Here is a 17,997-nt window from a genome sequence, read left to right on the forward strand (position 1 = left end):
TATTGCAAGCAAATTTAACGCAGTAGTAAGGGGTAACAGCTGCTAGAGAACAAGTTGTTATCCCGGGTTCAGGTTAACTAGAAACGCTTTCGAAATTCGCTTGGTGTTAAGCCCATACATTTATTAAACACCTTACGGCAGGCTGTCGTATCCTCGTATCCTACCTGGTGCGCAATCCAATCAAATGGCTTGCTCGTGCTTTCTAATAAATCACACATTTTCTGCACCCGAAACCGTTGCAGATATTGATTTGGATTGAGTCCGAGCACCTTAGCAAAACGTCGCTGTAAGGTTCTTTGCGTAAGTAGAGCGATATCAGCTAGTTCTGTAATTGAAATATTGTGACCATAACGGGTGTTAATATATTGCTGAGCGCGCAGCACAGCATCGTCACCATGTTGAAAGTTTGGCTGAAATTGATGATAGTAGCTCTGCTCCCGCTGAGCCGTATCTACGACAAGCGTTTTGCCTAACTTGCGCATGACCAAGTGACCACTATATTTTTTGACTAGCTCTAATCCAAGATCAAGCCATGACATCATACCGCCAGCCGACATAATATCATTGTGATCGATTAAAATTTTTCGTGTATCAATAGGCTGGTTAGGAAAGTGCCGTTTAAATGCCTCAGTTAACCCCCAATGCGTGGTAAGTAAGCGCTGATGACTTAGCCCCGAGGCCGCAAGTATAAAAGCCCCCGCACAGGCAGAGGCGATAACTGCACCTTGTTGGTGCTGCTCGGTTAACCAAGCAAGTAATTGAGGTTCAGGTTTGAGGTAATAATCAGAACTAACACTCGGCGGCAATAACACAATATTGTAATCCCCCTTTACAGCACTACTAAAGGTGACAACATGTGTTGTAAAGCGGGTATCCTGTGACTCTTCGATACAAATTCTATCAGCTAGAAAAAACAGCTCTTCTAGACCATACACAGCCGACTTCATCGCGTGAGGATAGTGACAAATCGCCACTTTGATTGGTTTCATCTACATTGTCGAATTTGAACTCAAAAATGTCATTTTAGACACTCCAGTCAAAGTTACAACTCCAGCACAATACCTCTGCAAATTAACCAACGAGGTAAAAGAAATGAACAACAGCGGACTATTGGTGATCGACATTCAAAATGACTACTTTCTTGGAGGGTTTTTCCCGTTATGGAATAGCGAAAATACACTAGCAAACATCAATACTGCTATCAAAAAAGCAGCAGAGCAAAACATGGAAGTCATTTATGTCCAGCACATAGCTAATCCAGAGCAAGGAAAAGCACCATTTTTCAATGCCGACACAAGCGGTGTCGAGCTTCATAATGGCCTACGCCAAGCGCAAGAAAACGGCCACCATATCGTAAAGTCCTATGCCGACAGCTTTGAGCAAACCTCCTTAAATGATTTGCTCCAATCTAAAGGTATCGACACTTTATATATCTGCGGCATGATGACACAAAACTGTGTAACCCATACCGCGCTATCGAAATCGGCGGAGCAGTACAATGTCTACATTCTCAGTGATTGTTGCACTACCATAGATGAAATGATCCACAAAATTGCACTCAACGGTGTTTCAACACGAGTACCTTTGATTACCGTGTCGCAAATATAGCCTATAACTGCGAGATATAAATAGCAGCTCGTCGTGATAAATCACGACCTACAAACCCAACGTAGGTCGAGGCTTGCCTCGACACATATCTCAACACATATCTCGACAAGCACCTTAACAATCCAGATGAAAAAGCTCGTCGTGATAAATCACGACCTACAAATCCAACGTAGGTCGAGGTTTACCTCGACACAAGCAGAAAAACCAAAAAGGCTGGATTAACCAGCCTTGATTTGAATGACATCGAAATGAAAAGGTGCTAATTAGCCTGCGATTTGTAGGCTTGTCGATAGGCGTGAAGTAGCGGCTCGGTGTAACCATTGGGTTGAACTCGGCCTTCAAATACCAAAGATAACGCCGCTTTATAGGCAAGGTTTTCACTAAGCGGTTTATGGTCATTGAGCATTGGTTGGTAGAGGCTGTCACCTTCGTTTTGACCATCTACTACAGCCGCCATGCGCCTAAAAGTTTTTTCCACTTGCTCTTCGCTACAAATGCCATGATATAACCAGTTAGCGATATGCTGGCTTGAGATCCTAAGCGTTGCTCTGTCTTCCATTAATCCAACGTGATTGATATCAGGCACTTTTGAGCAACCTACGCCTTGTTCTATCCAGCGCACCACGTAGCCCAAAATGCCCTGCGCATTATTGTCTAATTCGGCTTGAATATCCTCCGCAGACAAATCGTTTTCTAACATCAGCGGGGGCGTGAGTAAGTTATCGAGCGATGCTTGCTGACGTGTTTTTATCTCAAGTTGGCGTGCAAACACATCTACATAGTGATAGTGCATCGCATGGAGCGTTGCTGCGGTAGGAGAGGGCACCCATGCAGTATTAGCACCGGACTCAGGATGGCCTTGCTTTTGCTCCATCATCAGCGCCATTTTATCTGGCATTGGCCACATTCCTTTGCCTATTTGTGCCTTTTTCCTAAAACCGGTTTTAAGGCCAATATCCACGTTTTGATCTTCATAGGCCGCTATCCAAGACTGTCCTTTAATTGCCACTTTGGGCAATACAGGGCCCGCCAGCATTGAGGTATGAATTTCATCGCCTGTTCTATCCAAAAAGCCAGTATTGATAAATACTACACGCTGCTTAGCAGCAGCAATACACGCTTTTAAGTTTACCGAAGTACGGCGCTCTTCATCCATAATCCCCATTTTAATGGTATTTTTGGGTAGCGAGAGCAGCGCTTCAACTCGGCTAAATAGGGTATCAGTGAAAGCGACTTCTTCAGGCCCGTGCATCTTTGGCTTCACGATATTGATACTTGCTGCCGTCGAGTTTTTAAACGGACTATTGCCTTGTAAATCATGCAGCGCAGCCGTGCTTGTCATGATGGCATCTAAGATCCCTTCGAACTGCTCGTTTCCTTCTGCATCCAGTATCGCTGGCGTTGTCATTAGGTGGCCAACATTGCGCACAAACATCATAGAGCGACCTTTTAGTGTCATACGCTGGCCTTGTGTATCTACGTAACTTCGGTCGGCATTTAGCGTCCGAGTCAGCGATTGACCTGACTTTTCGAAGGTCTCACTCAAGCTCCCTTTCATCAAGCCTAACCAATTTTGGTATACCAATACTTTGTCGTGTGCATCCACCGCCGCAACTGAGTCTTCACAATCCATGATTGTCGTAAGTGCAGCCTCAAGGACGACATCTTTGATCCCGGCTTTGTCTGCCTGTCCGATCGGGTGGTGTGGATCAATTTGGATCTCAATATGCAGATCATGGTGGCGCAACAATACCGCGCTTGGATTTTGTGCCTCCCCCTGATAACCCACTAGCTGATCAGGCTTTTGCAGTGCAACTTGGGTGCTGTCGTTGAGTGTAATCACCAAATTGCCGTCTAGAATCGCGTAGTTCGTACTTTCTATGTGAGAACCTTCAGCCAACGGCAGTGCTTTATCGAGAAACTGCCTAGCATAAGCCATTACTTTAAACCCACGGTTCGGATTATAGGCTTGAGTACGCTCAGCACCATCCTCTTCGCCAAGAACATCCGTTCCATAGAGCGCATCATACAAAGAGCCCCAGCGCGCATTCGCCGCATTGAGCGCAAACCTTGCGTTACTGACAGGCACCACTAACTGAGGACCGGCTGCGCTCGCAATTTCAGGCTCCACATGCTCGGTTTCGATGGCAAAATCTTCAGGCTCAGGCTGCAAATAACCGATAGATTCAAGAAATGTCCGATATTCTGCCGACTGCCAATCAGGATGAGAGAGATGGTAATCGTCAATTTGCTGTTGCAGGGTATCGCGTTTGTTGAGTAACGCTTGGTTTTGCTTCCCAAGTTCCGAAAAAATATCCGCTACGCCTTGCCAAAATTGATTGACCGCGATCCCCGTACCGGGAAGTAGAGATTGCTCAACAAAGTGCGCCAGTGGAATCGCAATTTGGAAGCCTGAATGAGTGACATACTTGCTCATGGAGAGTCCTTGATTAACATTTTTTGAACGGGATAGGTCAAACATAAAACAATTTTTGGAAAAACGAACCCCTTTTCCCATTCACAAAAAATATACTCGTAATAATAACTATAAATTTAAAAAATCTAATTTATCGGCCTAGTGTTTAATTAAGCCCGCAGCCAACCACTCTCACACCAGTTGGTTTCGTGTAACAAACAACCAGAATTTAATTTGATTTATAGTACCCGTTCAAAGGAAGCTAATTATGTCTCAGTATCAAACTCAGTTAGATCATTTCTCTAGTCTATGCCAAAGCCAAGGAAAAACTTGGCAGTCTATCAGTCCTGAGTATGCCAGCCGTATGCACCTACAAAACCGTTTTAAAACCGGTTTGGACATTGCAAAATACACGGCAAAAGTGATGCGTGAAGACATGGCAGCGTACGACGCAGATAGCAGCCAATACACGCAATCGCTTGGTTGTTGGCACGGTTTTACCGCGCAACAAATGATGATGGCAGTAAAGCGTCACAATAAAACCACAAAACGCTCTTACGTCTACCTAAGTGGCTGGATGGTTGCTGCGCTGCGCTCAGAGTTTGGCCCACTACCAGACCAAAGTATGCATGAAAAAACAGCGGTTCCAGCTTTGATTGAAGAGATCTACACTTTCCTCAAGCAAGCCGATGCGCGAGAGCTAGATCATCTCTACAAAGATCTTGATGCAACGAGAGCAAAAGGCCAAGATACAACAGAGATCCTTAGCAAAATCGATAACTTCGAAACCCATGTCGTGCCTATCATTGCTGATATTGATGCCGGTTTTGGTAACGAAGAAGCAACCTACCTATTAGCTAAACAAATGATTGAAGCGGGTGCTTGTGCAATTCAAATCGAAAACCAAGTATCGGACGCAAAACAGTGTGGCCACCAAGCAGGTAAAGTAACGGTTCCTCATGAAGACTTTTTAGCCAAGATTAACGCTGTACGATATGCTTTCCTTGAGCTTGGTGTTGAAGATGGCGTTATCGTCGCACGCACTGACTCATTGGGTGCAAGTTTGACGCAAAAAGTGCCAGTATCAAAAGCGCAGGGCGACCTTGCGAGTCAATACACTAGCTATTTAGACACTACGCCAGTTACCTCGGCCGCTGACTTACAAGAAGGTGAGATGGCAATTAAATTGAGTGGCGAACTGCAAAAGCCAGTTCGCTTAGACAACGGTTTATACCAGTTCAGAGCAGGCACAGAAAAAGATCGTGTGGTACTAGACTGTGTAACCAGTCTTCAATCAGGCGCAGATCTATTGTGGATTGAAACCGAAAAGCCAAATATCGAGCAAATTGCCGAGCTAGTTAACCGAGTTCGCGAACAAGTGCCTAACGCTAAGCTTGTGTACAACAACTCGCCATCGTTCAACTGGACATTAAAATTCCGTGAACAGGTATACCAACAATGGCAAGAGCAAGGTAAAGACTTATCGGCATACCCAAATCCAAGCACGGATGCAAAAGTATTGATGGCGCCAGAGTTAGACGCAACCGAGTTGGCAACCGAAGCCGATTTACTGGTGCAAAACTTCCAGCGTGACTCGGCAAGAGAAGCGGGAATTTTCCATCACCTTATTACACTGCCAACTTACCATACAGCAGCGCTCAGCACTGATATTCTGGCTGAAGGCTATTTTGGTGACGCGGGTATGCTTGCCTATGTACGCGATGTGCAACGACAAGAAATCCGTCGCGAGCAAGCATCAGTTAAACACCAAGACTTGGCGGGCTCTAATATCGGTGACACGCACAAAGAGTATTTCTCTGGTGAGAACGCACTCAAAGCAGGCGGTGAAGCCAACACCATGAACCAGTTCTAAACATTGGATTTAGATAACGACTTATATAGTTCCTTAATCAGCAAGGGCCGTCAGGCCCTTTTATCTATGTGGATCAGATTTTTACTAGCTACTGGTCACTGAGATCACGTGTTTACCAACGTCAGTTATTCAGATCATATTTTTACTAACCTAGACCTATTTGAGATCAGAATTTTATTAACTCAACACCTAACGATCCCGATCTTTACAGTAAAGATCTAAGATCCGGACAAAAAAGAGCGCATTTGTGACTTTTTTCACTTTCACAAACCAAAATTTTACTAACTAAACCAGCGACAGGTCACATTTTTACTAACTTACTTAGTAAAATTTTGTTCTGAGTTTATTTTGACTAAAAATCAAAATATGACTAACCTCAGATTTATAAGCACTTCATTCTGCTGTAAACCCCCTTTACACTTTCCATATTTACCCCACTTTTCCATGTAAAACTATAAAACTGATTACAGTACATTAAAGTTGATACATGACCCCCATTAAGAACTTAATAAAAGCAGTAGCACTGCTTACAGCGATGCATTGCCAGGCCGGGAATACAGTTATCAAGGAAATAGAAGATTTAGAAAAGGCGGGCAAATACACCGAAGCCTTAGTTAAAATTGAAACGGCCAGCGTCAGTGAAGAAGAAGAAACGCGATATCAAGCGATTTATTTGCAGGCCATGATTTATCGAAAGCAAGACTTATATGAGAAATCAATATCTACCCTTAGCTATATCGAAAAGCAGTTTTTCCTTACCGAAGCGCGCAAGTATGATTTATACAGAGAGATAGGCATTAACTATCGTAACTTAAGCCAGCTTGAGCAGGCCGAGTCTTTTTACTTAAAAGCGCTCGCTTCAGCCGAGGCAATGGATAAATCAAATTTAGTGGCGCAAACCTATAATAATCTAGGTGTTGTTGCCGACCATAGAAATCTGCTTGCGCAATCTATGCAATATCACTTAAAAGCCTATGAATTACTAAAAGGAACTGATCAGTACGAAAAACAAGGGGCTAACTTTTATAATCTCGGTGATATTTCTGTGCGTATGGGGGATGAGGAAAATGCAGAGTATTTCTTTCAACAAGCTCTCGTTGCAGATAAAGCTTCAAAAGAATTACGCAACGTCGCAGGCACGGCCCTTCGCTTGGGAGAGCTGAAGTTTAAGAACGGTAAAACGGACGAAGCATTAGCGCAAACAAAAGAGGCCATTGAATTTCTAAAAGAACTCAATGCTAGGGTTTCACTCGCTAGGGCATATCGAAACTCCGCATTGATCCATATAGCCAAGGCAGACTTAGACAATGCCCTGTCGGATGCACTTGCAGGCATTGAATATGCCACTCAAACCAGTTCAACACTGCAACAATTTTACGCCTACCTGACGGAGTTAGAAGTTAGGCTAAAACGTAAAGAATTAGCCAAAGCAAAAACACTACTCACCAAGCTGGACGCCCTAACCGAAATAGAAACGGCAGAGGTGCTGCTCGAAAAATATCATCGCCTTAAAGCGATAACGCTTGCTGCACATCATGAATACGCCCAAGCTTTTCAATTTATGAAGTCGACTTCAAAGCTACAGACTCAACTTCATGAAACATTACTAGAAAAACAAGTAAGTACCTATAAAGCCAGTATTGACGCGCTTATTCAATCTCAACAACTGGAGCAAGCACGCTCTGCACAAGCCATAACCGAGGTTAACTTACAAAACGCCAAGCTATCCACACAAATGTGGGTGATCACTGCAATCTCGACCTTTTTAGCTGGATTATTTCTAGTCGGATTTTTTGTTGTCAAACATAGAAATGCGGCGCTAAAAGCAAAAATGTATCAATTGAATATTGAGCATAAAGATAAAATGCTGGCCGATATTTCCCACGAGTTACGCACGCCACTCAGTGTCTTAAAACTCCATATAGAAGCGATGGAACACAATCTTATTGATGACAGCACACTTGCGTATGCCAAGATCAACAACAAGATAAATCAGCTAAATGAATTGATCTCGAACGTATATCAATTGTCTCAAGCAGATCATGACGCGCTAGTGATCCATCCCCAGCAGCATGGCGCGAAAACGGTTATCCAAAGCTATGTGTACGATATTGAAAGATTAGTAACAAGTAATCAGCTGCAATTTATCGCCGACATTCACGTCGATGATATGAGTATTTACATTGATAAACCAAAGCTAGATAGGGTTATCGATAATCTTGCTAAGAATGCATGTTTATACACAGATAAACCCGGCAAGGTAAGGTTTAAAGCTGTGGTCAATAAACAAGAACTATTCCTACAAGTAGATGATAGCTCACCAGGCGTATCTGAGGCCGAGCAGAACAAACTGTTTGAACGCTTGTACCGTGTCGAGGCATCGAGAAGTCGTGCAACAGGAGGCTCAGGTCTTGGCTTATCTATTTGTAAGAGCTTAATTGAAGCGATGAATGGAAAAATCACAGTGAAGTCAGGGAAGTATGGCGGTTTGTGTATTCAGATAAACTTACCTCACGCGGTAGATGTACCAGCATAAAGTACAAAAGGCTAAGCAGATGCTTGGCCTTTTGTCTTTCTGAGCTTGCTTAGAAACGGTAGCTGATATTGCCATACACAAAACGACCATCGGTGTTATATGCCGAGAACGCAGAGTAAGGGAAGATCTGGTTAAACGTTGTATAACCAATATTACTAACAGTATCTTGAGGATATTGATCAAATAAATTGTTAGCGCCTACAGCAAACTTCCAGTTGTCACCTAGGTTATAAGCCACTTCTAAATCAGTGATCCATTTAGCGTCTAATACTTCATCGCCTTCTACTGCGCTAGAAGAGTCCACCGTTTCACCATAGCGTGTGGCACGTAATGTCGTCTGCCAATCGCCAAATTGCCAAATTGCAGCTAAGTTCCACTTATCTTTTGGTGTTCCATCTTCAAATCGTGCAATTTCACGACGAGCAAAGTACTCATAGCTGTCACCAAGGGCTTCAAGCTCAGCAGGGTTTGCTTTTACATGCGTCACTTCAGTGTCATTGATGTTTACCGCGGCACTTAAACGCAGATTACCGTAGTCGGCAAGATCAAAACTGTACGTTGCTACGATATCCACACCTTGAGTGCGCGAGTCGATAGCATTAGTGAAGTACCTTACACTTTGCGTATTAAGCTCACCCGCTTGCTGCAAAATATTAATGACCTCAGGACCGCCCAAGTTCTCAGAAAGGACGATGCGATCGTCGATGTCAATTCGATAGGCATCCACAGTAAATGAGAACGCGTCTAGTGTGTAGACAAAGCCCGCCGTCATATTGACCGACTCTTCAGGTTCAAGCTCTCGAGCACCCAGCGCTTTTGCAGCTGGCGTATCAACAGGGAAGTGGCCAACTTCACTCGGTACGCCATTTTCAAATACCGTAGCAATTGATTTATAGGACGTTTGAGCCAATGAAGGCGCTCTAAAACCTGTGCTTACTGCACCACGTAGTGAAAAGTTATTCGACACCACATAGCGCGATGCCAGTTTACTGGTGAAAGTGCTGCCAAAATCACTGTAATCTTCAAAACGACCCGCCAAGACGACATTCCAGTCCTGCGTTAAGTAGGTATCAAACTCTGCGAATAAAGCGATGTTATGACGAGATTCATCGACAGCACTTGCTGGTGAGAAACCAGCGAGCACCTGCGCACCACCAGCTGCAACGGGATTGCCTTCTGCATCAAGCACGGTGAGGTAAGACGCTTCTTCACCGACTTCAATTTCATAGGTTTCGCGGCGATATTCTGCACCAATCGTGAAAAATACGTCATCCGGTAAGCCCAAATCCAATGCCGTTTTAGCATCAGCATTCACAAGCCACTGCGAATAAACTAAAGCGCCGTTATTAAACTCAGTCGGACTTGTTACCCCCATCGAAGTATTCAAACTATTTACGACACCCAAAGCGAAGTCATTCACACCATAGTTTGTACTGATATCGTAATCCCACTCACCTTGAGTGCCTTTTACACCAACCGCAAAAGAGTAATCATCTACATCGCTGACGATTTGAGGCAAGAAACCATCTGGGTATACCGCAGTTAAGTTGCGGCTGTCATTTGCGCGACGATAGAAACCACCGGAGTTACCTTCACGTGTTGAGTAGCTACCAAATGAATAAAGTTCGGTTTCCGCATCTAGGTTGTAACCCGCATTATAAAATAGTGCAAAGTCTTCCACTTCAGCTTTACCAAAACGGTGGTTGTAGCGATCAAATGAAAACTCTCTTGAGTCAAGTTGACCATTTTCATCACGAGCATATTGCTCTCTTGGATCAAAGCCTGAACGATTAGTCGGTTTTTTATCTCTATATTCGGCAGACAGATTAATAAAACCTTCATTACCTAAAGCAAAACCAACGTTGGCACCAATTGTTGTAGTACTGCCATCATTACGCTTGCGGTCATCTCCAAGCACAAAGTCTAAATCGCCCGCAGCGTTTGCACGGGTTTGTAATAAGTCAGGGACACCTGCCATCTGCGTATCGTGCTCACCATAGGTCACACTAATACTGCCGCCTTCTTCGGCATCTTTAAGCACAATATTAATAACGCCAGCAATGGCATCTGAGCCGTATTGAGCAGCAGCGCCATCACGCAGTACTTCTATACGCTTAATCGCGGCAGCTGGGATAGTATTTAAATCAACCGCCGTTGAACCACGACCAACGGTACCATTTAAATTCAATAATGCGCCAGCATGACGACGCTTACCATTAACCAGCACTAAGGTGTGATCCGGTGCTAAACCTCTAAGCACTGCCGGACGGGCGTGATCCGTACCATCCGCCAGCGTTGAATTTGGGAAGTTAAAACTTGGCACGAGCGTAGTGAGTACTTGGCTCAGCTCCAGCTGACCGGTACTTTGCATATCTTCTAAAGAAATCACATCTACCGGCACCGTGCTCTCGGCAATACTACGAAGACTTCTTCGCGTACCAGTGATTTCGATGACTTCAACACTTTCTTTGGCTTCAGTGTTGTTACTTTCTGCTTGCGCATGAATTGAAATAGTTGAAAGAAGCGCAGCACCGACAGCCAACGAGATTGGCTTGCGAACAGCGTTTTCCAGCTTGTTATTAATAAATTGCATAGTTTGTCCCGTGAATATGTTGAACGCAGAGTCTGTAAAAGACCGATTATTACTTAATTTAGTCGATATGAAGATAAATCAAGACTGAATAGGTACCCAAGTAAATAACACAAATTCGGTACGACCCCCATTAGACTTAAGACTAAAATGTTGGTACTTACTAATTCAATACCACCCTAAGATTAAGCAACTCTCATCAGAAAAGATGCGAATTTTAGAATTATTCTTTCATCGACAATAAAGAATTTTTAGATCTAACTTATACCTCATAAGGGCACTGGTCTGATGTTTACTCACTCCATCTTTACTCCACATTGAAGCGCTTAAATACCAATATGCAGAAACGGAGAGTACCAATGACACAACGGACGCTAAAACATGCTGAATGGTTGAAAATTGTTGAATCTAGAGCGAACCAGCAGCAACTTCAAATAAAGCCAAAAAATAAACTATCACCAGCTGTGATTTGGACTTTTGTACTAGCCACTATTATTTCACTGATAAGTGCATGGGCATTTGTTACCGAAACGCCTGAGGCACCCACTCAGCAGCTTAGTAAAGAATCCCAAATGCGTATCAACCGCTACTTTACCAAACAGTATATGGTTGGAAGCTGGCAGTTCTCACATTTAAAAACCAGTAAAGATGACATCAATGTGTTTATCCGTATCCCGACTAAATTAGCATTAACGGGACAGGCACTGAAGGGTTATATCGAGCAGTCACTATGCCCACCGGCCAATAGCAATGTTTGGCGTGATGTCAGCCAGTTTGCGCTTTATATGCACTTGTATTCGGATACGCCACGCCACAGTGACTATGCCAAGTGCAAGACACCTTAATCATTTCAGGTTAAATTCTTTTATCTTTCGTTCAAAGGCCCAATGGGCCTTTTTTGTTTTTTTGGATTTCAAGCGTTATTTCGAGCTATCGTGGTTGCCAAGCTGACTTACCGGCTCGAGCTCAAGTTTAGCTTTTTCTTCGAGTTCTTCGGGTAGCTCCTTGACTACGGCAACGCCTAGTTCTTTAAATTCAGAAGCTTGCTTAATTAAGTTGCCTTTACCCATATATAACTGAGAAAATGCTCGCTCGTAGCTCTCTTTTGCTTTATCAAGCTGCTTACCCACCCCTTCCATACTATGTAAGAAGCTATTGAGCTTGTTATAAAACTTCTCAGCTCGAAGCGCCAGCTCTCTGGTATGCTTGCTTTGCTCTTCAAAACGCCATAACTGTTTAACGATATTAAGACTGGTTAAAAGCGTTGTTGGCGTTGCCACCAATACATTGTTTTGTAAAGCGTCCTGATAAAGCGTTGGCTTATGCTTAACCGCCTCAACAAATGCAGATTCCACAGGGATAAACATGATGACCACCTCTGGGGAGTTAAGACCTGGTAAGCGCTCATAAGATTTACTACCCAACTCTTTGATCCGTGCAGTGATGGCTTCGGTGTGTGCCACAATGGCTTGATTCGCTTCACTATCGGTTGTGGCATTAATATACCTTGTATAGGCATTCAATGAGGTTTTAGCGTCAATTACCAGGTGACGAGATTGCGGTAAGTAAACCACGACGTCAGGGCGAAACTTGCCTTCGTCGGTATTAAAGTTGACTTCTCGCTGATAGTCGTAACCCGGACGTAGCCCAGCGCTATCTAGCACATTTTCGAGCATGAGTTCGCCCCAGTTGCCTTGTGCTTTCTTTTGCCCTTGTAACGCCGTGGTCAAACGATCTGCTTGCTCGGTCATGGCTTTATTGTTGGCTTGTAAGTGCAGCAATTCGGTTTTTAATGACGCCCGTTGCTTCAGCTCTTCACTATGAATGGCTTCCATTTTATCTCTAAAGCCCTTTAATTCACCCTGTACTGGCTGCAGCAACTGCTGGATTTTTTCTTTGCTTTGATGACTAAAGCGCTCGCTTTTCTCATCAAATATTTGATTCGCGAGATTGTGAAACTCTTCTTTCAGCTGGCCCTTCGCTTGCTCAAGCTGCGCGAGCTGCTGCTCAAAGCTCAGTTGCTTTTGCTCCAGCAAGGTTTGCAGATTGGCCATTTCAACTTCTAGCCCATGAGCATGCACTTGAATTTCTTCCTTGGCATCGAGCTCTCGCTGCCACAGCTGCTGATATTCAGCGGCTTGCCGTTGACGCTCAGCTAATCTCGCTTGCAGTTGCTGCTGTTGGCCATGACTTTGTAGTTGCTGCGCTCTTAATTGCTCAGCGAGTTGCTCAGCTTGGCTTAGTTGCGACCTAAGTGCTTGCTCGGAGGCGAGTTGATTATTGAGTTGATTCTTGAAAGTGCTGCGCATAACCCAAACGACGGGGAGTAGGGTAGCCGCACCGCCTGCAAATAGCGCAAGACTATACCATGCAGGCGTATTGGAGAGCATTGACCAAAGCATATTGAGATCTCATCGGTTCTTCTGCTTTGATAATACCTTAGATATAAATTTCAATCACTTAGTCATTCAGTGATCTGTTGACCATTGTAGCGATATCCGGCGCCATATACCGACTCTACAATTTTCGGAGATAAATCTAATCCTTTGATTTTCTTTCTGATATTTTTAATGTGGCTGTCGATTACGCGATCCGAAATATCAAAGTTATCAGGCTGAATATAATCAAGAATTTGCTGTCTTGAAAAGACACGGTTTGGTGCGTCATATAAAAGCGCAAAGACGTCAAACTCAACTTTGGTTAAGCCTAATGTACTGCCATTCAGTTTAACCGTTAATTCTTCCCGATTTACTTCGATAGGCTTTTGATACGCATTGGTGTTCACACAACGACGTAAGATCGCTTTCATGCGCATCACTAACTCAGCGGCGCTAAAAGGTTTACATACATAATCATCTGCGCCGACTTCTAAGCCCTGTAAACGATCCGCTTCTGCCACTTTGGCAGTCAGCATCACAATTGGTACTTCAGAAAATGCTCGAATTTGACGCATACACTCTACGCCATCTTGGTTCGGCAACATTATATCCATCAAGATTGCATCTGGTTGATTTAACTTTACCCAAGGTACAACTTCGGCACCGTCTGCAATATGAAACATTTCAAAACCGGATGCTCTAAAAAACAACAGCACCTGCTCTGCAATATCTTGGTCGTCTTCGACAAGCAAAATTCTTGATGAGGTAGACATAGGATTTATTTACTCTTTGCTTTTAACTTCTTCAATTGTTGTCTAACTTGGCGCTTTAACTTATCTGAAAGCGTGTCATCGAACAGTAACATGGTAAGTATACTAGACAAGTCTTCTGAACTCGCAACTTCATTAAGTAGATCATAGTCAGATTCTGATTGCGTCTCAATAAAGTTTAAGTGTGAAATTGTCGCGTCGTAGCAAAGCATAACGTTATCCTAATTGGTCTATGGCGTTTCTCCGTTGTAGTTATTAAAGCGCGAGATTATGGAATAAAAATGGAGTGAAAGATGTTTTAGGGCCTGTTGACCTTTGCTGTTTGATTTTTGTTCTTCTGAGTGTGTTTTGATCGCGACGCTCGACTTGCCGCCTAGTAATCTAGGCAAAAGTTGAGCAACAATGAACAAAGCGCACTCAGGTGAACCCAAAGGGCAGCGCTTGATTGGCATTTCTACTATGTTATCGCCAGACTTACATAGAATGACTATGCTACGCAGGCTCTGCCTTGTATAAATACCAGTCAAACTGCTGCAAAAACAAACTTGAAAGATAAACAGGCCCTAGAGCCAGAAAAAAGAAAAGCCAACTTAATTAAGCTGGCTTATTACAATCAGTAACAAAGGGGGAAAATCAACATATGCCTACTGTTTCAACAATGTCACAACAAGCACTATCATAGACCTTCACCTTTGTTGATTAGTTCCAAATTATTTTTAATTTTTTATCAGCGCTAGCATTTGCGACTCATCAAACTGACCAAGATTGACTCCAGAGTCTGCAAATAGGGCGTCAACAAGGGCTTGCTTATCGCGCTGCATCTTAAACACTTTCTCTTCGATAGAATTCGCCATAATCAACTTGTACACGAACACCGGCTTATCTTGTCCGATACGATAGGCGCGATCTGTTGCTTGATTTTCTACCGCAGGATTCCACCAAGGGTCGAAATGGATAACCGTATCTGCTTGAGTCAAATTCAAACCAGTTCCCCCTGCTTTTAGGCTTATCAAAAAGACATTGCACTTGCCTTGAGTAAACGCCTCAATGGCTTTATCCCGTTGTCTGGTCTGCCCTGTCAGCATAGTGTATTTCAACTGTTGCTGTTGACACTGCTCAGCAATGAGATCTAACACGCTGGTAAACTGGCTGAAGATAATTATCTTACGGCCCTCACTGAGTAGCACAGGCAGGTGTTGTGCAAGCCACTCAAATTTAGCGCCATGTTGGTCGGTCAGTGATTTATCAACCAATTGTGGGTGACAGCAGATCTGACGTAACTTTAACAAGGCATCGAGAAATGCCAGCTTGCTTCTTTCAACGCCTTGCTCCTGAAATAGATTGAGCAATTTGCTTTCTACTTGGTGCTGAACACCTTGATATAGCTTATGTTGTTCATCAGAGAACTCTAATTCTTTGATGAGTTCTGTCTTATTGGGTAGCTCTTTCACTACCTCAGCTTTGGTACGACGAAGAATAAAAGGTGCGATCAGCGATCTGAGTTCTCGAGCTCTAGGGCGATCTTGTTCTTTTTCAATTGGGATCTGGAAGTGTTGCTTAAACTGCTGCTTAGTGCCCAACACATCAGGCATGACAAAATCGAGCAGCGATTTAAGTTCGAGTAAATTATTCTCTACTGGTGTGCCACTTAAACAAAGTTTGAAACGCGCGGATAGACTCTTTACGCATTTAGAGATTTGTGCGCTTTCGTTTTTAATATATTGCGCCTCATCCAACACGATGGAATCAAAATCTAGTCCTTTATAATACGCCACATCGCGCTTAAGTAGCGGATACGTCGTTAGAATAAATCGTGCACCTGACAAGTTAGTGAGTGCTTCATCTCTATTGGAACCATGAATAATAGTGAGAGGTAGATGCGGTGCGAAACGTTTAAATTCGTCACGCCAGTTCCCCACTAAACTCGTCGGACAGACAATTAAACTTGGTTGTGTCACTAGCGTATTGTGCTGAGAAATAAAGTAAGCAATAACCTGAAGCGTTTTTCCAAGGCCCATATCATCGGCAAGAATGCCACCTAACTGGTGACGATTAAGGAACTTAAGCCAGTTAACACCTTGCGCTTGATAATCTCGTAGGGTGAAGCTCTGTCCCTCGCTGGCAGGGATCACGTCAAGATTTTCTATCGGTTTATCTAGCTCAGCGAGATACTCAAGTAGCTTTTGATCGTCTGAGTCAGCATGAATATGCGTCAGTTCAAACAGCTTTTTGGCATACGACAACGGAAATTTAAATTGTGAGCTCGAAAGGTAATAACTAAAACGAGATTTCAGCTCCAGCAATTCATCAAATATGGATTTGCTAATGGCATAGAACTGCTCGCCAATTTCGACGTAGCGATATTCATGGGCGAGGTTGTTAAGCTCATGAACCGGATGCTTATCCCAGTTGAGCGTAACGGGCTTGTCATCTAACATCACCTTTCCAAGCACATGATGTTGCTTATCTCTCTTAAGGCTTAACAGCACTTTTGGTGTAACAACGAGGCCATTGCTTGGCAGCTCGTCAACAATCCAACGTTTACCCTGCAAAAGCGGCCTGATCTCCCTGTTAAACCAATGGACTTCAACGCCATCCTCAGTTGGTAATAAAAATTCGTCGCCCTCATGGATAAAGCCGAGACCAGTGAGTACCTGCTCCAGCCTTGCTAATTGCTTTTTCGTCGCGCCTTTTCCAAGCGGCTCAATTGCAAAGCGAATTTTATTTGGCCTATCTAGTTTTATAAGCTTAGCAACATTAGATTGCTTACTCGCTAACTGCGAAAACCCAGCAGGAGGCGCAATGATATCATCCGTAAAGATATCTTGGAAACGCGCCATCACCTGCTCTAGCTTTTCAGCCGTGATGGTAGGCATAGTATGAAGATGGGCGATTTCCTGCGCGGTAAGCTCTGACTCAATTCTGCCAACGACCAAGTTTTCAGTATCTAGATACACCGGAGGTTCGGTTTTAATCAAGCGCCAGTGTTCAACATTCGCTAGACGGCTTTTAAGTTGGTATTCATTGCCTTCTTGATGCCAGTAAAAATCAAGCGTTTGCTTATGCCCTAGCTCCAAAGGTTGGCGCTGGTTACGATAAAAACAGCGATGGGTATGCACAAGTTGTGTGAGTGCATTAAAGCCCCAGACGCCAAATAACTCAAAATGACCCGGTGTATTTTGCGAGCGGATCCAGCTAAATAAGCGAAAATCGTTTTCTAATAGACCAGCTGGAGCGACTTGACTATTGAGCTGTTGCTCAGTTAACACTCGGCCTAAGGGGTAAACACCGTCGGGCCTATTTGGCGAGACCTTTGGACTTACAAGGATTTCGTTTGCTCGAGGCTCTAACACGAAGAGTAAGACGTTTTCTGCGTCTGCTTTATCAACTTGCTGCAACTGCCCTAGTTCGTTAAACCAGTCATTAACTAAATAAGCCTCACCAAAGCCGCCAGAATGTTCAATTTTAAGTTTGAGTAATACCGCAGCAATGTGCCGACATTTAGGATTATTTGAACACGAGCAGTTTGCTTCGACCGAAACGCTACTTTGCGTTTGGTTTATTTTGATGTGCTGGGTGAAGGTATTGCCGTAATTTCCCAATACCTGTGCATCAATTTGCGCGAAGTTTTCGCTGTGTTGAAGGTAACAGACTTGCTCGTCTTTCAAATACTCCTTAGCTTTCGCAAGTAAAGCTGAATTGAAGTATTGACGAAGAAAACGTTCAGACAAAGGAAATTGATTAGCCTGCTCCTGTTTGATTTCTTCAAATAAGGCGAAAAGTTGCTCTTTAGATAACTGCGAAGACATTAAGTGCACGTCAAAAT

Annotated in this window: 11 protein-coding genes; 4 read left to right on the plus strand and 7 right to left on the minus strand. The window is 43.7% G+C overall.

Translation table 11 applies throughout. The features are described 5' to 3' along the window. Positions 1–77: 77 nt before the first annotated feature. The gene (locus L1271_RS05390) at positions 78–989 is read right to left on the minus strand and encodes a GlxA family transcriptional regulator (protein ID WP_102058148.1); all 912 of its coding nucleotides are present in this window, start codon (positions 987–989) and stop codon (positions 78–80) included. Between the two features lie 103 nt (positions 990–1,092). Between L1271_RS05390 and L1271_RS05395 the strand changes: the two genes are divergently transcribed. Next, a complete protein-coding gene (locus L1271_RS05395; RefSeq protein WP_235367162.1) occupies positions 1,093–1,608 on the plus strand; it encodes a cysteine hydrolase family protein in 516 nt (171 codons plus the stop codon). Between the two features lie 259 nt (positions 1,609–1,867). Here L1271_RS05395 and L1271_RS05400 read toward each other — a convergent pair whose 3' ends face one another. Next, positions 1,868–4,045 (minus strand): malate synthase G, encoded by a 2,178-nt coding sequence (locus L1271_RS05400; RefSeq protein ID WP_235367163.1) that lies wholly within the window; start codon positions 4,043–4,045, stop codon positions 1,868–1,870. A gap of 247 nt (positions 4,046–4,292) precedes the next feature. Between L1271_RS05400 and L1271_RS05405 the strand changes: the two genes are divergently transcribed. Together L1271_RS05405 and L1271_RS05410 are read left to right on the plus strand one after the other, a co-directional pair. Then, complete coding sequence (locus L1271_RS05405) at positions 4,293–5,897, plus strand: isocitrate lyase (RefSeq protein ID WP_235367165.1); 1,605 nt, start codon at positions 4,293–4,295, stop codon at positions 5,895–5,897. 487 nt (positions 5,898–6,384) lie between these two features. Beyond that, positions 6,385–8,433: an ATP-binding protein gene (locus L1271_RS05410; protein ID WP_174169148.1), complete on the plus strand. Its 2,049-nt coding sequence runs from the start codon at positions 6,385–6,387 to the stop codon at positions 8,431–8,433. Between the two features lie 49 nt (positions 8,434–8,482). Here the strand turns inward: L1271_RS05410 and L1271_RS05415 are convergent, their stop codons facing one another. After that, positions 8,483–11,026, minus strand: a complete 2,544-nt coding sequence (locus L1271_RS05415) for a TonB-dependent receptor plug domain-containing protein (RefSeq protein ID WP_235367167.1) — start codon at positions 11,024–11,026, stop codon at positions 8,483–8,485. 356 nt (positions 11,027–11,382) lie between these two features. On the opposite strand from L1271_RS05415, the gene L1271_RS05420 reads away from it, so the two are divergent. Next, positions 11,383–11,868, plus strand: a complete 486-nt coding sequence (locus tag L1271_RS05420; RefSeq protein ID WP_102058142.1) for a hypothetical protein — start codon at positions 11,383–11,385, stop codon at positions 11,866–11,868. Positions 11,869–11,943: 75 nt separating this feature from the next. Here L1271_RS05420 and rmuC read toward each other — a convergent pair whose 3' ends face one another. The 4 genes from rmuC to L1271_RS05440 all read right to left on the minus strand — a co-directional run bounded on the left by rmuC (position 11,944) and on the right by L1271_RS05440 (position 17,980). Next, positions 11,944–13,425: a DNA recombination protein RmuC gene (gene rmuC, locus L1271_RS05425; protein WP_102058141.1), complete on the minus strand. Its 1,482-nt coding sequence runs from the start codon at positions 13,423–13,425 to the stop codon at positions 11,944–11,946. A 62-nt stretch (positions 13,426–13,487) separates the two neighbouring features. After that, a complete protein-coding gene (locus L1271_RS05430) occupies positions 13,488–14,174 on the minus strand; it encodes a response regulator (RefSeq protein WP_010605535.1) in 687 nt (228 codons plus the stop codon). A gap of 5 nt (positions 14,175–14,179) precedes the next feature. Continuing rightward, complete coding sequence (locus L1271_RS05435) at positions 14,180–14,383, minus strand: hypothetical protein (protein WP_010376203.1); 204 nt, start codon at positions 14,381–14,383, stop codon at positions 14,180–14,182. Positions 14,384–14,887: 504 nt separating this feature from the next. Next, positions 14,888–17,980, minus strand: coding sequence for a DEAD/DEAH box helicase (locus L1271_RS05440; protein WP_235367174.1), 3,093 nt, complete (start codon positions 17,978–17,980; stop codon positions 14,888–14,890). Between the last annotated feature and the right edge of the window lie 17 nt (positions 17,981–17,997).

This window comes from Pseudoalteromonas sp. OF5H-5 (genome assembly GCF_021530695.1).
Classification (GTDB): domain Bacteria; phylum Pseudomonadota; class Gammaproteobacteria; order Enterobacterales; family Alteromonadaceae; genus Pseudoalteromonas.

Excerpts from the sequence above, each read along its gene's own strand:
- L1271_RS05415 (WP_235367167.1), bottom strand. The coding sequence starts at position 11,026 with ATGCAATTTATTAATAACAAGCTGGAAAACGCTGTTCGCAAGCCAATC.
- L1271_RS05430 (WP_010605535.1), bottom strand. The coding sequence starts at position 14,174 with ATGTCTACCTCATCAAGAATTTTGCTTGTCGAAGACGACCAAGATATT.
- rmuC (WP_102058141.1), bottom strand. The coding sequence starts at position 13,425 with ATGCTTTGGTCAATGCTCTCCAATACGCCTGCATGGTATAGTCTTGCG.
- L1271_RS05405 (WP_235367165.1), top strand. The coding sequence starts at position 4,293 with ATGTCTCAGTATCAAACTCAGTTAGATCATTTCTCTAGTCTATGCCAA.
- L1271_RS05400 (WP_235367163.1), bottom strand. The coding sequence starts at position 4,045 with ATGAGCAAGTATGTCACTCATTCAGGCTTCCAAATTGCGATTCCACTG.
- L1271_RS05410 (WP_174169148.1), top strand. The coding sequence starts at position 6,385 with ATGACCCCCATTAAGAACTTAATAAAAGCAGTAGCACTGCTTACAGCG.
- L1271_RS05435 (WP_010376203.1), bottom strand. The coding sequence starts at position 14,383 with ATGCTTTGCTACGACGCGACAATTTCACACTTAAACTTTATTGAGACG.
- L1271_RS05420 (WP_102058142.1), top strand. The coding sequence starts at position 11,383 with ATGACACAACGGACGCTAAAACATGCTGAATGGTTGAAAATTGTTGAA.
- L1271_RS05395 (WP_235367162.1), top strand. The coding sequence starts at position 1,093 with ATGAACAACAGCGGACTATTGGTGATCGACATTCAAAATGACTACTTT.
- L1271_RS05390 (WP_102058148.1), bottom strand. The coding sequence starts at position 989 with ATGAAACCAATCAAAGTGGCGATTTGTCACTATCCTCACGCGATGAAG.
- L1271_RS05440 (WP_235367174.1), bottom strand. The coding sequence starts at position 17,980 with ATGTCTTCGCAGTTATCTAAAGAGCAACTTTTCGCCTTATTTGAAGAA.